Source organism: Neisseria sp. HMSC068C04, assembly GCF_001810105.1.
Taxonomy (GTDB): Bacteria; Pseudomonadota; Gammaproteobacteria; order Burkholderiales; family Neisseriaceae; genus Neisseria; species Neisseria flavescens_B.
On the sequence record NZ_KV799956.1, the window covers coordinates 63,650 to 79,848 of the forward strand.

Annotated in this window: 13 protein-coding genes; 6 read left to right on the top strand and 7 right to left on the bottom strand. The window is 47.6% G+C overall.

Annotation, left to right across the window (positions count from 1 at the left end; all coding sequences use genetic code 11):
• Positions 1–117: 117 nt before the first annotated feature.
• The 3 genes from HMPREF2700_RS06325 to gmk form a co-directional block, all read right to left on the bottom strand.
• Entirely contained in the window at positions 118–2,274 is a 2,157-nt protein-coding gene (locus HMPREF2700_RS06325; RefSeq protein ID WP_070591026.1) for a RelA/SpoT family protein, read from the bottom strand.
• A gap of 104 nt (positions 2,275–2,378) precedes the next feature.
• Positions 2,379–2,585: a DNA-directed RNA polymerase subunit omega gene (rpoZ, locus tag HMPREF2700_RS06330; protein WP_003682294.1), complete on the bottom strand. Its 207-nt coding sequence runs from the start codon at positions 2,583–2,585 to the stop codon at positions 2,379–2,381.
• A gap of 52 nt (positions 2,586–2,637) precedes the next feature.
• Positions 2,638–3,255: a guanylate kinase gene (gmk, locus tag HMPREF2700_RS06335; RefSeq protein ID WP_003686079.1), complete on the bottom strand. Its 618-nt coding sequence runs from the start codon at positions 3,253–3,255 to the stop codon at positions 2,638–2,640.
• A gap of 168 nt (positions 3,256–3,423) precedes the next feature.
• Here gmk and HMPREF2700_RS06340 point away from each other — a divergent pair, with 168 nt between their 5' ends.
• The gene (locus HMPREF2700_RS06340; RefSeq protein WP_070591027.1) at positions 3,424–3,984 is read left to right on the top strand and encodes an adenine phosphoribosyltransferase; all 561 of its coding nucleotides are present in this window, start codon (positions 3,424–3,426) and stop codon (positions 3,982–3,984) included.
• Positions 3,985–4,034: 50 nt separating this feature from the next.
• Here the strand turns inward: HMPREF2700_RS06340 and HMPREF2700_RS06345 are convergent, their stop codons facing one another.
• The 3 genes from HMPREF2700_RS06345 to HMPREF2700_RS06355 all read right to left on the bottom strand — a co-directional run bounded on the left by HMPREF2700_RS06345 (position 4,035) and on the right by HMPREF2700_RS06355 (position 8,248).
• Positions 4,035–4,724, bottom strand: a complete 690-nt coding sequence (locus tag HMPREF2700_RS06345; RefSeq protein WP_224783375.1) for a toxin-antitoxin system YwqK family antitoxin — start codon at positions 4,722–4,724, stop codon at positions 4,035–4,037.
• 273 nt (positions 4,725–4,997) lie between these two features.
• Complete coding sequence (gene prmB, locus HMPREF2700_RS06350; protein ID WP_070591029.1) at positions 4,998–5,897, bottom strand: 50S ribosomal protein L3 N(5)-glutamine methyltransferase; 900 nt, start codon at positions 5,895–5,897, stop codon at positions 4,998–5,000.
• Between the two features lie 95 nt (positions 5,898–5,992).
• Positions 5,993–8,248, bottom strand: a complete 2,256-nt coding sequence (locus HMPREF2700_RS06355; RefSeq protein ID WP_070591030.1) for a nitric-oxide reductase large subunit — start codon at positions 8,246–8,248, stop codon at positions 5,993–5,995.
• A 400-nt stretch (positions 8,249–8,648) separates the two neighbouring features.
• Here HMPREF2700_RS06355 and nirK point away from each other — a divergent pair, with 400 nt between their 5' ends.
• The 4 genes from nirK (at position 8,649) to HMPREF2700_RS06375 (ending at position 13,486) form a co-directional block, all read left to right on the top strand.
• Entirely contained in the window at positions 8,649–9,806 is a 1,158-nt protein-coding gene (gene nirK / locus HMPREF2700_RS06360) for a copper-containing nitrite reductase (RefSeq protein WP_003685959.1), read from the top strand.
• A 172-nt stretch (positions 9,807–9,978) separates the two neighbouring features.
• Entirely contained in the window at positions 9,979–10,734 is a 756-nt protein-coding gene (locus HMPREF2700_RS06365; protein ID WP_070591032.1) for a formylglycine-generating enzyme family protein, read from the top strand.
• Between the two features lie 210 nt (positions 10,735–10,944).
• Positions 10,945–11,214, top strand: coding sequence for a 30S ribosomal protein S15 (gene rpsO, locus HMPREF2700_RS06370; protein ID WP_003679932.1), 270 nt, complete (start codon positions 10,945–10,947; stop codon positions 11,212–11,214).
• 178 nt (positions 11,215–11,392) lie between these two features.
• The gene (locus HMPREF2700_RS06375; protein WP_070591033.1) at positions 11,393–13,486 is read left to right on the top strand and encodes an AsmA family protein; all 2,094 of its coding nucleotides are present in this window, start codon (positions 11,393–11,395) and stop codon (positions 13,484–13,486) included.
• 267 nt (positions 13,487–13,753) lie between these two features.
• On the opposite strand, the gene ubiD is transcribed toward HMPREF2700_RS06375, so the two are convergent.
• A complete protein-coding gene (gene ubiD / locus HMPREF2700_RS06385) occupies positions 13,754–15,232 on the bottom strand; it encodes a 4-hydroxy-3-polyprenylbenzoate decarboxylase (RefSeq protein ID WP_070591037.1) in 1,479 nt (492 codons plus the stop codon).
• A gap of 249 nt (positions 15,233–15,481) precedes the next feature.
• Between ubiD and HMPREF2700_RS06390 the strand changes: the two genes are divergently transcribed.
• On the top strand, positions 15,482–16,144 hold the full coding sequence (locus HMPREF2700_RS06390; protein WP_070591039.1) for a DedA family protein: 663 nt from the start codon (positions 15,482–15,484) through the stop codon (positions 16,142–16,144).
• Positions 16,145–16,199 lie beyond the last annotated feature (55 nt).

Here is a 16,199-nt window from a genome sequence, read left to right on the forward strand (position 1 = left end):
CCAATCCAATTACAAAAAAGCCATAAACCCTCTTAAAAAGAAGCCAACAGCTTTTATTTGCAAACATCAAAAAGGCCGTCTGAAAACACTTTCAGACGGCCTTTGCTTATAACGAGATTATCCTCGAATCACTTTGCGGATATTCGGATTGGCATGCATTGCATGAATAATCTGATTAACCTGATCCAAGTCTTTGACTTTAATTGTGAATTTAAATTCTACAAAACCTTCCGTTCCTGCTTGCGCTTTGGTTGGCGTATCGACAGATTCGATATCCGCACCGGAATTTGAAATCGCTTGCGCCATTGAGGCCAACAAACCATGCGCATCTTCGGATTTAACGTTGAGGATGGTGCGGTACGTTTGATTGCGCAAACTGTCCCAACCCGCATCCAGTTGCTCTTCCGGATCGGCTTTGACCAAAGTTTGACAGGTATCTCGGTGGATAATCATACCCTTGTCTTTGACCAATAAGGCACGGATCGCATCACCTGGAATCGGATGGCAACATTCGGCAAAATGAATCCGGCCGGTTTCTTGATCGTTGACTTTGATCGGGCTGAGTTTGACCGCGCTGCCAAAATGTTGGCCCGCCAACTCGGCAATGTGCATGGCAACGTGCACCGGCAAAGTATGCCCCATACCGACATTGTAGAGAACCTCTTCAAACGAGGTTTGTTTGGTATTCAAATCGGCAAGGTATTTTTCTTTGAGGTCGTCTGAAAGCAGGATGTCTTTAGGCAACAGGCTGGATAAAGCTTTTTGCAGCAGGTTTTCACCCAAAACAACGGCATCGTGACGATTCAGATTTTTAATGTATTGGCGGATGGCGCTGCGCGCACGGCTGGAAACGGTAAAGTTCAACCATGCCACATTAGGCTTGGCATGCTCGGAAGTAATGATTTCTACCGTATCACCGGTTTTCAGCTTGGTGCGCAACGGCATCATGACGTTATTGATACGCGCGGCAACGGTTTTATGACCGATATTGGTGTGTACGGCATAGGCAAAGTCAATTGGTGTCGCACCTTTAGGCAAGGTAAGGATATCGCCTTTCGGGGTAACGATATAGACTTCGTTGGGGAACAAATCGACTTTGACATGCTCCAGAAACTCGATGGCATTTGAGCTGCTGGCCTGCAGGTCAAGAATATTTTTCATCCATCGGTTCATATGGAGGACGGCTTGGTCCGGAGTATTTTCACCGGATTTGTAAATCCAATGGCCGGCAATACCGCCCTCAGCCACAGCGTCCATTTCACGCGTACGGATTTGCACTTCGATCGGCAAACCGTAAGGGCCGACCAAGGTCGTATGCAGGCTTTGGTAGCCGTTGCTTTTCGGAATGGCAATATAGTCTTTAAAACGACCGGGCTTGGGGTGGTATAAATTATGTAATGCGCCCAACGCGGCATAACAGGCAGGAATGTTGTTTACGATGACCCGAAAGCCGTAAATATCCATTACTTCGGCAAAACGCAGTTTTTTAGCCAGCATTTTTTGATGGATGCTGTATAAGTTTTTCTCGCGGCCTTTGATTTTGGCTTCAATATTGACACCGACCAAACGCTGACTGAATGCACGCAACACTTTGCCGACAACATCGCGGCGATTTTTGCGGCTGTTGTCCATGGCTTTTTTCAGGGTTTCGTAGCGTCTTGGGTGGAGGTTTTGAAACGATAAGTCTTGAAGCTCTTGATACGCATTGTTCAGGCCAATGCGGTTGGCGATTTGAGCGTAGATTTCGAGGGTTTCTTTGGCGATACGGCGGCGTTTTTCCGGACGCATAGAGCCAAGGGTACGCATATTGTGCAATCGGTCGGCAAGTTTGACGACGATGACGCGCACGTCTTTAGTCATGGCGAGGATAAGCTTGCGGAAACTTTCCGCCTGATGCTCGGCATGATCTTCAAATTTGAGTTTTTCCAGCTTGGAAAGGCCGTCTACCATTTCGGCAATGGTATCGCCGAATTCTGCCGCCATTTCAACTTTGGTTACACCCGTATCCTCCAATACATCGTGCATAACGCCTGCGCAGAGGCCTTGAACATCCATGTGCCAAATCGCAAGCTGCGTGGCAACGGCAAGGGGATGGGTGATGTAGGGTTCGCCGCTTTTACGGGTTTGTCCGTCATGGGCGTGAAAAGCGTAGGCAACGGCTCTTTCAAGCTCGGCCTGCTCATTGGTATTGAGATAGGATGCGGTGCGAAACAAAAGCTCGCGCGCTTCTGCTGTCAACGGATCATAGGGGGCGGTAGGCAGTGGGGCTGGCATTTTCAGACGGCCTTTTATGGCTATTTTTAAGCCGTCAGACTGTATCGGTTGTGATATCGCACCGATACAGTCCGCGCGGCGGTTTTATCGGTTTGCCGGTTGGTTTATTTGTTGCGGGTCAGCAGCTCTGTTCCGATTTGTCCGGCCGCGATTTCGCGCAGGGCGGTAACGGTTGGTTTGTTGTTGCGGATGTCGTCAACCAAAGGCGTGTTGCCGTTTTCGAGCTGGCGTGCGCGACGGGCGGCAACGAGGGTAAGGTCGAAGTGGTTAGGGATTTTACCTGTGCAGTCTTCAGTAGTAATACGGGCCATGTTTGCTTGCTTTCTTTCTAAGTTTCAAATAAACGGTTATTTTCGCTGTTTTTTAGGAATTTTCCAACAGGTTTGAGATAAATCCCTGTTGAGAGGATTTTTTCAGACGGCCTGCTTTAATAATGTGGAACAAATCGGCTTCGGCACGATCCAAATCGTCATTCACAACGACATAATCGAACAAAACGGATTGCTCAATCTCATGACGGGCTTTTGAAAGGCGTGTTTGAATAACTTCTTCGCTGTCTGTACCACGGCCGATCAGACGTTGCGCTAAAACTTCAAAGGAAGGCGGCAGGATAAAAATGCTGCTGGCTTCAGGCAACGATTTACGCACTTGCGCCGCACCTTGCACATCAATTTCCAAAATTACGTCATAGCCCTCTTCGCTCAACGAATTCACGCCGGCAATGCTGGTGCCGTAATAATTGCCGAACACATTGGCGTGTTCCAAAAAGGCTCTTTGCTCAATCAGTGATTCAAATTCTTCTTTGGGAACAAAGTGGTAATGCACACCATGTGCCTCACCCTCACGCGGCTGGCGCGTAGTATGAGAAATGGAAACACGGATGTCGTCATGATTTTTCAACAGGCGCGACACCAAGGTTGTTTTACCTGTGCCGGAAGCGGCAGAAATAATGTAAATATTGCCTTTTTTATGATTTTGCATGGTGGTTCAGCCGATGGTATGTATCTGTAAATTATAACACAACACAATGTTTCTCGTAATTTCAGACGGTATGTTGCAAAATTTGGCTATTGTATCGATTAATTTGGCAAGTCCGCATATGACCGCTACAATATCGTGTTAAAAACTTTTTGATTTCGGAATGTCGAGATGTTGATTCATCCTGAAGTAATGGGCGTAGAGGCTTTGGCGGACAAAATCCGTAAAATTGAAAACTGGCCGCAAAAAGGGATTTTGTTTCATGACATTACTCCCGTTTTGCAAAGCGCAGAATATTTCCGCCTGCTGGTCGATTTACTGGTTTACCGCTATATGGGGCAGAAAGTTGATGTCGTGGCGGGCTTGGATGCGCGCGGCTTCATCATTGGTGCGGCTTTGGCCTATCAGCTGAATGTCGGCTTTATCCCCATCCGCAAAAAAGGCAAACTGCCGTTTGATACGGTTTCTCAAAGTTACGCTTTGGAATATGGTGAAGCAACGGTAGAAATCCATACCGACGCCATCAAACCGGGCGCGCGCGTTTTGTTGGTAGATGATTTGGTGGCAACCGGCGGCACAATGCTGGCAGGTGTCGAGCTGATCCGCAAACTGGGGGGTAAAGTAATCGAAGCAGCTGCCATTTTGGAATTTACCGACTTGGACGGTGGCAAAAAAATCCGTGAAAGCGGCGCTCCGTTATTTACCCTATGTCAAAACAAAGGCTGCATGTAATATAAAAAACCGCAAGCTTTTCAGAGCCTGCGGTTTTTTTATTGTCAAAATTATTCGAGGACGTATCCGTCTGTATCCCAAAAAGTTTTTTTCACCAACTGGTCGTCTTTATAAACCAACTCGGATTTCTTCGCACCATCATCATACCAATCCAAAATGATGCCGCTGCGTTTGCCGTTGCGAATACTCAATTCAGACACGATGCGGCCATTTTCATCCCAACTGATAATCTCCGTCGGTTTATCATTGCTCATCATCATTTCGGTTTTCGGGCTGCCGTCTGAATACCATTGTTTCCAATGACCATTGGCTTTATCGTGCTTAAATTGGATTTCGCTTTCTTTCACACCATTTCGGTAATAGCGGGAACCCACGCCCTCACTCAGGCCATTTTGATAAGGCATCACCGCAGATTTTTTGCCGTTTGGATACCAGTTAACCCATTCGCCATGCGGTTTGCCGTTGCGATAGCTACCAACCATCTTTTTCTGACCGTTGAAATGCCACAGGGTCAACGTACCATTATCCAACGCCGGCACAAAAACCTTAATCTGACCGGCAGGCACTTCATAAGGATCAGAATATTTTTTCATCGATGGATAGTAAAAATCCTGTACCTGCGCCTTGCCTGCCTCAATCTTGTATTGGCGGACATAAGCAACCGAAGGCATGGTCGCCGTCAGTTTACCGTTTTGATTAAAATAAACGGTATGCTGCTGGGCAAAGGCGGCAACGGGCATACTGAACAAGGCAGCAGCCAACAGGCCTGATTTTAAATAATTATTCATAATATGGAGTTTGGCAGTATATGTTCTACAAAAAGTCAGTAATAAAAATTCACTGACATTAGAAACTATGACGAATATTATAAGCCATAGTTTCAAAGCCTGCTTGGATTTCATATTCGGCATACCATAGGTATTTGTATTTTATTAAAATATTAAAAATTTTATAAAACAAAGGCCGTCTGAAACTTTTTCAGACGGCCTTTGTTTTATTTATATCAAAATAAACTATTCTTCACCCAGTAATTGCTCGCGGGTCAACAAGAATACAAACCCATCGCCACCGCTGGTTTCCAACCAAGTAAACGGTAATTCGGGATAAGCTGCCTCCAATACCTCACGGTTGTGACCGATTTCAACCAGCAATACACCTCTCGGATTCAAATATTTCGCCGCTTGCAGAATGATTTGCCGTGTAGCGTCCAAACCATCTTCGCCACTGCCCAAAGCCAATTCCGGCTCATGCAGGTATTCATCAGGCAACGCCTCCACAGATTCCGCGTCAACATAAGGCGGATTAGAAACAATCAAGTCGTAGGTATCATCCAGACCTTCAAACAAATCGGTATGCACCAAGCTGATGCGGTCTTCCAAACCATAATCTTCAATATTGATGGCGGCTACTTCCAGCGCATCCAGGCTTAAATCAACGGCATCGATTTGTGCATCGGGATAGTGATGCGCCATTTGAATAGCCAAACAGCCGCTACCGGTACACAAATCCAAAGCACGATGCACCAATTCATCGTGTTCAATCCAAGGACGGATACCGTCGCCAAGCAATTCGTAAATAAAAGAACGAGGCACAATAACGCGCTCATCGACATAAAAATCAAACTCGCCCTGCCATGCCTGATGCGTCAGATACGCGGCAGGAATATGCTCAACTGCGCGGCGTTCGATAATCGACAACACTTCTTCCTTTTCACTTTGCAACAATTTGGCATCCAAATAAGGATCCAACGTATCCAAAGGCAGGTTCAAAGTGTGCAAAATCAGATAGGCTGCCTCGTCATGGGCATTATCACTTCCGTGTCCGAAAAACAGTCCGGCATCATTAAAACGGCTGACGGCGAAACGCAATAAATCGCGAACAGTGGTCAGCTCTTGAGCAGCTTGGTTGAACATAATGTTTTGTCTTGTCAATTTAAGAATGTTGAAATTATAACAGAAAGGCCGTCTGAAAACTTTTCAGACGGCCTTCGATTTAATTCAGCTTAAGATTATTTATCGCGGCTGAATACGATTTTGGTAGCTTGGATAGCAACGCAGACAGCACCACCGATGAAGATCAAGTCAGCAGCGGTACGAACCCAACGCAGGGTATCCAAGATTTCCATTTGCAGGAATTCTTCGCTACGTGCATACCACAGACCATGAGTGATAGAAGCGTAAGCTTGAATCACGCCGACCGGCAACAGGCTGATGGCAATCATACCCACCAGACCGCCGTTCAGCAGCCAGAAGCCCCAAGTCATCAATTTGTCGTCAAATTGAACATTAGGTTTCAGGTAGCGTGCAACCAGCAATACGAAGCCCAGAGCCAAGAAACCATACACACCGAACAGAGCCGCGTGAGCGTGAACTGCAGTAGTGTTCAGACCTTGGATGTAGAACAGGGAAATCGGCGGGTTAATCAGGAAACCGAATACGCCGGCACCGATCATGTTCCAGAAGGCAACTGCTACGAAGCACATCAGAGGCCAACGCAGACGTTTCGCCCAGTCGGACAAGTGTTGGTAAGACCAGTGTTCGTAGGCTTCACGACCCAGCAGAACCAAAGGCACAACTTCCAAAGCGGAGAAACATGCACCGATTGCCATAGAAGCAGAGGTAGAGCCGGAGAAGTACAAGTGGTGCAATGTACCTGGGATACCGCCCAACATGAAGATGGCGGCAGCGGCCAGAGTAGAAGCAGTAGCAGTACTACGGCGGACAAAGCCCATGTTGTAGAAGATGAATGCGAAGGCGGCAGTAGCAAACACTTCGAAGAAGCCTTCTACCCACAGGTGAACCACCCACCAACGCCAGTATTCCATCACGGCGATTGGAGATTTCTCACCGTAGAACAGACCGGGAGCGTAGAACACACCCACACCGACCATAGAAGCTACGAAGATAGCCAACAGGTTTTTATCTGTACCTTTTTCTTTAAAGGCAGAGACGGTGCAACGCAACATCAGGAACAGCCACAACAGCAAGCCGACCATCAGCAGAAGTTGCCAGAAGCGACCCAAATCCAAGTATTCGTAACCTTGGTGGCCAAACCAGAAGTTCAGCTCAGGTGGAATGATGTGAGTCAAAGCAAAGAAGTTACCTGCGTAAGAACCGCCGACTACGATGAACAGGGCGATGTACAGGAAGTTCACACCGGCACGTTGGAATTTAGGATCTTTACCGCCGTTCACAATCGGAGCCAGGAACAGACCTGCTGTCAGGAAGCCGGTTGCAATCCAGAAAATAGCGGATTGGATGTGCCAAGTACGGGTCAGCGCATATGGGAACCAGTCGGCCATTTCAAAGCCCAGTGCGGTATCGATACCGTAGAAGCCTTGACCTTCGACAGTATAGTGAGCGGTCAAACCACCCAACAGTACTTGTACGACAAACAGCGCAACAGTCAGGAATACATATTTGCCCAACGCTTTTTGAGAAGGAGTCAGTTGTACTTTAGAGATAGGATCTTCAGTAGGTACTTCAACCTCTTCATGTTTGGTCAAGAAAGAGTAACCCCACATCAGCAAGCCGATACCCATCAGCAACAATACCACGCTGGTGAAAGACCACATGTAGTTTTCAGTAGTCGGTACGTTGTTGATCAAAGGCTCGTGCGGCCAGTTGTTGGTGTAAGTGAAGTTCTCGTCAGGACGATTGGTCGAAGCAGACCAAGAAGTCCAGAAGAAGAAGTTGAACAGTTTTTCACGCGCTTCTGGGCTTGGCAATGTGTTGTTTTTCATTGCAAAGTGTTCGCGAGTGGTTTGGAACTTAGGATCGTCGCTGTACACACCGTGGTAGTAAGGCAGAATGCTTTCAATCGCTTTCACGCGTGTTTCGCTGACAACGACAGAACCATCTTCCTTAACACGGCTTTGGTTGCGGTATTCGTCAGCCAAACGTGTTTTCAGAACAGCTTGTTCTTCAGGAGAAACTTCGTCAAATTTTTTGCCGTAAGTTTCTTGCGCAGTCAGATCCAACCATGCAACCAGCTCGCGGTGCAGCCAGTCGGCAGTCCAGTCCGGAGCTTGGTATGCACCGTGACCCAATACAGAGCCGACTTCCATACCGCCGGTAGTTTGCCATGCAGATTGACCTGCCAAAATATCGTCTTTGGTCATCAAGACTTTGCCGGATGCAGAAACGACTTGTTCAGGGTATGGCGGAGCCTTTTTATAGACTTCGCTACCCATATAACCAAGAATGGTAAAGCATACTGCCAGCACGGCAAACAGCAAGTACCAAAGCTTCTTGTACTGTCCCATTTTAAGTACTCCTTAATTTTGGTAAAAAGTGGTTGGGTGGTATTAATTCATCAAATATGAATGTTAAAGATTGTATCACGGTTTAATAAGTAAAGAAATATTTTGTCAATAATATTCCTTTAAAACCATTAACTTATATGATATTGATTCCCATTTTCTTATACAAACTCTCCTTTATCGTATTTTGTGTTAAGTTTTCGCTAACATTTTCACACGAAAATAAACTTTTTGATGTATTTTTTTATACTTCTAAAGGAGTATTTAGGGATTAAAAGATTCATATTCCCTGAACAATTTGATTTACATCAAAATATGACCAAACAAGCGCCTACATAATCATACAAAATTTCAAACCATCCTATCAGGATCTTACTTTTCTTACTATAAGGAAACTTTAAACATGAAACGCCAAACCTTAGCCGCACTTATCGCTTCTGTATTTGCATTGGCCGCATGCGGCGAGCAAGCTGCTAAACCTGCTGAAACTCCAGCTGCTACCGCTTCTGCTGAAGCTCCTGCTGCTTCCGACTCACAAGCTGCTGCCGAGACTCCTTCTTCAGAACTGCCTGTAATCGATGCTATCGTAACTCACGCTCCGGAAGTTCCACCTCCAACTGATCGCGATCATCCGGCTAAAGTACGCGTTAAAATGGAAACCGTTGAAAAAACCATGACCATGGAAGACGGTGTTGAGTACCACTACTGGACATTTAACGGCGACGTTCCAGGTCAAATGATCCGTGTACGTGAAGGCGATACTGTTGAAGTTGAATTCTCTAACAATCCTTCTTCTACCGTTCCTCATAACGTTGACTTCCACGCTGCAACCGGTCAAGGCGGTGGTGCAGAAGCTACCTTTACTGCTCCTGGCCATACTTCTACCTTCAGCTTCAAAGCACTGCAAGCTGGTTTGTACATCTACCACTGTGCCGTTGCTCCTGTAGGTATGCACATCGCCAACGGTATGTACGGCTTGATCTTGGTTGAACCTAAAGAAGGTCTGCCTAAAGTGGACAAAGAGTTCTACATCGTACAAGGTGACTTCTATACTAAAGGTAAAAAAGGTGCTCAAGGCCTGCAACCTTTCGATATGGATAAAGCGATTGCTGAACAACCTGAATACGTTGTATTCAACGGTCACGTAGGCTCTATCGCCGGCGACAACGCTCTGAAAGCTAAAGCTGGTGAAACCGTTCGTATGTACGTTGGTAACGGTGGTCCTAACTTGGTATCTTCCTTCCACGTTATCGGTGAGATCTTCGACAAAGTTTACGTAGAAGCTGGCAAACTGATCAACGAAAACGTACAAAGTACCCTGATTCCTGCCGGTGGTGCAGCGATTATCGAATTTAAAGCCGACATCCCGGGCAGCTACACTTTGGTTGACCACTCTATCTTCCGTGCGTTCAACAAAGGTGCTTTGGGTCAATTGAAAGTTGAGGGTGATGAAAACCCTGAAATCATGACTAAAAAACTGAGCGACACCGTTTACCAACCTGCCGGTGCTGCCGCTTCTGCTCCAGCAGCTGCGTCTGCTGCTTCTGAAGCCGCTAAATAATCTCTCGGTTTATACGCCAAGCCACTGCTGCCCTACTCTTTAGAGCCGCAGTGGCTTCCATCACGATTAATCCTCCTGTTCAATCAGACAGATTGATTTTTCAGACGGCCTTGTTATGATTAGGCTATCTGAAAAATAAATTTTCTGTTTCAATCGATAATAAGGGCGTACCATGAAACTCATACGACTCCTCCTCTTAGGCAGTGCCTTAATCTGCGGCAATACATTTGCTGCCGAAATGGTAAAAATCGAAGGAGGCAGCTATCGTCCCCTCTATCTCAAAAAAGAAACTTCCCTTATTAAAGTTAAACCCTTCCAGCTTGACAAATATCCGGTAACCAATGCCGACTTTGCCGAATTTGTAAAAACACATCCGCAATGGCAAAAAGGCAAAATCAGTTCCAAACACGCTGAAAAAGCTTACCTGAAACATTGGGTAAAAAACGGCAGCAACAGTTTTGCACCTAAAGCCAGTGAACTCAAACATCCGGTAACCAATGTTTCATGGTTTGCCGCGAATGCCTACTGCGTTTCTAAAGGCAAACGTCTGCCGACTATTGACGAATGGGAGTTTGCAGGCTTGGCTTCTGCCACTCAAAAAGACGGCTCTTCCGAGCCTGGCTACAACCGCACCATCTTGGATTGGTATGCAGACGGTGGCCGCAACGGTCTGCACGACATCGGTAAAAACAAGCCCAACTACTGGGGCGTATACGATATGCACGGCCTGATTTGGGAATGGACTGAAGACTTCAACAGCAGCCAACTCTCTGCCGGCTCGTCCAACACACAAATGTTCTGTAGCGGCGCATCTGTGGGCTCAAGCGACCCGTCCAACTATGCGGCATTCTTACGCTACGGCATCCGCACCAGCCTGCAGTCCAAATATGTTTTAAATAACTTGGGCTTCCGCTGCGCGAGCAAATAAAGTTTAGTTTTTATCACCAAAGCAGCTTTGGCGGTACTGAAAGGTATCGCCGCTTTTTTTGGCCGTCTGAAAAGATATAGCGCACAAAGACAAATTGTGGCATAATCCGCCCGTCTTTATAAAAAGGCACTTAGGAGTTTGCTTAGGTCGTTCGGCTTGGCAAACTTGTCCGAACCTGAAAAGGTTCTTTTATTTTCGGAGTTATCCATCATGGCATTGACCGTAGAACAAAAAGCACAAATTGTTAAAGATTTCCAACGCAAAGAAGGCGATACCGGCTCTTCTGAAGTACAAGTCGCTCTGTTGACTTTCCGCATCAACGACCTGACTCCTCACTTCAAAGCCAACCCTAAAGACCACCACAGCCGTCGCGGCCTGTTGAAAATGGTTAGCCAACGTCGTCGCCTGTTGTCTTACCTGCGTCGTACTCAGCCTGATACTTACCGTACACTGATTACCCGCCTGGGTCTGCGTAAATAATTTATGCTTAAATCAACACCGCCTTCGGGCGGTGTTTTTTATTGACATACCGATGCCGTCTGAAACACAGGCCCACGCTCTGTGTTATACTTCCATACGCTTAAGCAGCAAGGCTTAAACTTCCAATCACTCCTTAAAGCTCCCATCAAAGCGAGAATCTGAATTGTCTGTTCATTCCATGTTGCACTCAGGAAAATTTTGGCTGAAAACCCTGGTTTTCAGCATTGCCGTGCTTTTATGCCTCGCGGCGGTCTTGAGTGCCTTAATGTTCCGCATATTCAATACAGAAAACATCGACGCATTCATACAGAAAAACTTTTCTGCCCATGGCTGCCAAGTCAAATACAATGCCAATATCAGCAGAAAATGGCTGCCGCGCCCTACGCTTATTTTAAAAGACCTAAGCCTTTCATCTTCCGAACCAGACACGCCGACGCTGAACATTGCCGAATCCAAAATGGGTTTTGGCTGGAGCAGCCTATGGTCAGACGCCCCCATTCTTGAAAAATGGATTCTTTCCAATCCGTCTCTGACGCTGGGTCCCAAGAACCACCTGCCTGCCTGCCTGCAACAAAACCATGCATCAAAAGAAAGCTTCCAGCTCAACCGCGTCATCATCAATAGCGGCAGCATCCGCTATCACAATAAAGAACAGGATATTGCCTTAAACGATCTGCAGTTTTCCCTGCGCAGAGCTAATTCAGACGGCCGTCCATTCGACATCAGCGGCACACTGCAAAATATCGGTAACCCCATCAGTTGGCAAGGCGCAGGCCATCTTGTACAAGATGATGCCGGCTGGAGCGTTCCCGCCCTCAAATTAAACCTGCAAACCGTATTGCTCAAAAACAAGCTGGATGCCCAAATCGCAGGCAGCCTTAATTGGCAAAACCAAACCGCCCTTTTGCGCGACTTCAATCTGCAAGCCGAAAGCGACTATCAAAACTTGCATATCAACGCACGTTCGCCCCTATTGCAATTCAAAAACGGCTATTTACACCTCAACACACTCAATGGCGCATTGACCGCCGGCAGTGAAAACAACCAATGGGACGGTTCATTCAAACTGGACAAAGCCAACCTCTATCCAACCGTTTTGACCGCCGCCAATTTTGAACTCAAAGGCAGCCATAAAAACGACCGCCTCCAAACCAACTTTACCTTTTCCAGCCCGTTGGTTTGGCAAAAAGGCAAAGGCATCGATGCGCCCAAACTGCACCTCAGCACCCTGCAAGACACCATCAACCGCCTTCCCCGCCCCCGATTTATCAGCACCCTCGAAGGACAGGCCAATTTCAGCCTCAATACATGGGAAGGCCGTCTGAAAGGCGCATTTGACAGACAAGCCCTTGCCTTGGCTTTTAAATACCAACGCGATGCCCAACCGCGTCCGCACCTTGACGCCGGTATCGCTTTACAAAAACTGAATCTAACCCCTTACTTGGAAGACCTGAAAACCCAGCCATCACTGAACCTTCCTTCCCTGCTGGCTAAACCCTGGTTGCCCGACATTGAGGCCAACCTCCAAATCGGCAGCATTCAAACTGCCGGCCTGCAATTAGAAAACGTCGAATCCCTGCTCACCGCCGATAAAGAACATATCGCCCTGCACCGTTTCAAAGCCGGGCTTTATGGCGGCAAAACCGAGGGCGGCCTGAGTATTGCGGCAACCCAACCTGCTTCCTACCACCTTCAGCAAAACGCAAAAAGCATACAAATTCAGCCGCTGTTGCAAGACCTGTTCGGTTTCCACAGCTTCAGCGGCAGCGGCGACGCCGTTATCGATATTCAAACTTCCGGTAACGACCGCGCTCAAATGATACAAGCCCTAAACGGCAGCCTGCTCCTCGATATTACCAACGGCGCATGGCACGGTATCGATATGGACAGCATTCTGAAAAACGGCATCTCTTCGGAAAAAATCGACAACAGCAACCTCAAAACCCCTTTCCATCATTTCATCCTCAATAGCGAAATCGAGAAAGGCATCAGCCATCATATCAACACCGAACTGTTTTCCGACAGCCTGCACGTTATCAGCAGCGGCTATACCGATTTGAATACCCAAAAGCTGTCCGAGAATCTGCTTATCAGCAACGTACTGCAACCCAAAAACAAACCGATCCCCCTCAAAATCGGTGGAACTGTACAAAACCCTTCCATTACCCTTGATTACAGCCGCTTGACCAATGGCATGAACACGCCTGCAGAAAAACAAAAAGCCCTGCAAGAAACCATACAAGAACAATGGAAGTGGCTCAAACCACGCTAGGTTTTCAAATTAAAGGCCGTCTGAAACCCAAAAAGTTTCAGACGGCCTTTTAACAGATACATTGTCAGAATAAGATGTTTATTGGGGAATGACCATATACACAATCAGTGCAACAATGATGGCAAACCATATCGCCAACATTATCAAGCCTTTTTTGGAGAGTTTTCTTTTTCTCCAATCGAGCCTCAATATTTCTACCGTACCCTCAAACATAGACCCAATAATTTCCATCAATATTTGAAATAGAAATTCCAATAAATCCGACATCTACAAACCCAAACTCTCCCAAATCTCATCGATTTTGGCCGTAACGGCAGGGTCTTTTTTGATCACCCGTCCCCATTCGCGGTCGGTTTCGCCCGGCCACTTGTTGGTCGCATCCAAACCCATTTTGCCGCCGAGTCCGCTGACGGGGCTGGCGAAGTCGAGGTAGTCGATGGGCGTGTTTTCCATCAAAACGGTATCGCGTACGGGATCCATGCGCGTGGTGACCGCCCAGATGACTTCTTTCCAGTCGCGCACGTTCACATCGTCATCAACCACGATGATGAATTTGGTGTACATAAACTGGCGAAGGAACGACCAGCAGCCCATCATCACGCGCTTGGCATGTCCGGCGTATTGTTTTTTCATGCTGACCACCGCCATGCGGTACGAGCAGCCTTCGGGCGGCAGGTAGAAATCGGTGATTTCGGGGAACTGCTTTTGCAAAAGCGGTACGAACACTTCGTTCAACGCCACGCCCAAAACCGCAGGCTCATCGGGTGGTTTGCCTGTGTAGGTGGAATGGTAAATCGGGTTTTCGCGCATGGTAATGCGTTCGACCGTAAACACAGGGAAATGGTCCTGTTCGTTGTAATAGCCGGTATGGTCGCCATATGGGCCTTCCAACGCGGTTTCATTTGGATGAATCACGCCTTCCAACACGATTTCGGCGCGTGCCGGCACTTGCAAATCGTTGCCGATACATTTCACCAGTTCCGTCCGCGAACCGCGCAACAGTCCGGCAAACTGGTATTCGCTCAAAGTATCGGGAACGGGCGTTACCGCGCCCAAAATGGTGGCAGGGTCACAGCCGAGAACGACGGCGACGGGATACGGCGTATCGGGATTAATTTTGCGGAATTCCTGATAATCCAGCGCGCCGCCGCGATGCGACAGCCAGCGCATAATCAGCTTGTTTTTGCCGATTAATTGTTGGCGGTAAATGCCTAAATTTTGGCGTTTTTTGTGCGGACCGCGCGTGACGGTCAAGCCCCACGTTACCAGCGGCGCAACGTCTTCCGGCCAGCAATGCTGAATCGGAAGTTTATACAAATCAACGTCTTCACCTTCCCACACAATTTCCTGACACGGCGCGTTTTTCACCACGTTCGGCGCCATGCTCCAAATGTCTTTCAGCAGCGGCAGTTTGGACAATGCGTCTTTAATGCCTTTGGGCGGTTCGGGTTCTTTCAGATACGCCAGCGTCTGCCCGATTTCGCGCAACTTGGACACACTGTCCGCACCCATGCCCAACGCCACGCGTTCGGGCGTGCCAAACAGATTCGCCAAGACAGGATAATCATAACGCGTACCGTCAGGCTTAATCGGGTTTTCAAACAACAACGCCGGCCCCTCAGCACGCAGCACGCGGTCGGCGATTTCGGTTATTTCCAAATGCGGCGACACCGGATGCTGGATGCGCTTGAGTTTGCCATCAGCTTCCAATCCGGCGATAAATTCTCGCAAATCTCTGTATTTCATGATTTCATTTTCCTGAACAGGCCGTCTGAAAACAGACTGCCATTTCGGGTTTGAAAGATAAACCAGCGGCTATTGTACCTGCCAAATCTGTTCAAATCCCAACTTTCCACGTCCGAATTTCGAGATTTTTTGCAAACTACCGTCAAATTTAAACAATATCTGCTTGTGATTGCTTTCAGACGGCCTTATCTTTGGTAAAATTCCAACTTAATCCAGTTATCAATCAATATCTATCGTGGGACAGCGGCCATGTTTGCTTTTTTGGAATCTTTTTTCGTTGAATACGGCTATGCGGCCGTGTTTTTCGTTTTGGTTATTTGCGGCTTTGGCGTGCCGATTCCTGAAGATTTGACACTGGTTACAGGCGGCGTGATTTCCGGATTGGGTTATACCAATTCGCATTGGATGGTTGTCGTCGGTATGCTCGGCGTATTGGCGGGTGACGGATTTATGTTTGTTGCCGGACGCGTGTGGGGGCAGAAAATCCTCAAGTTCAAACCCATTGCGCGCGTGATGACACCCAAACGCTATGCCCAAGTACAGGAAAAATTCGACAAATACGGCAACTGGGTTTTATTCGTCGCCCGCTTCCTGCCCGGCCTGCGTACCGCTGTTTTCGTGACCGCCGGCATCAGCCGCAAGGTTTCCTACCTGCGCTTTATCCTGATGGACGGCTTGGCCGCGCTGATTTCCGTTCCGGTTTGGATTTATCTGGGCGAATACGGCGCACGCAATACCGACTGGCTGATGGAAAAAATGCACAGCCTGCAATCCGGTATCTTTACGGTACTGGGCATCGGTGCAGTCATTGTCGGCTGGATTTGGTGGAAAAAACACCGCCGCCATACCTTCTTCCGTGAAAAATTACACGAAAAACGTGCTGCAAAAGCTAAAAAACAAGCCAATCAATAAACCATTCCAGGCCGTCTGAAACACTTCTCCGCTTTCAGACGGCCTCTATCATTGA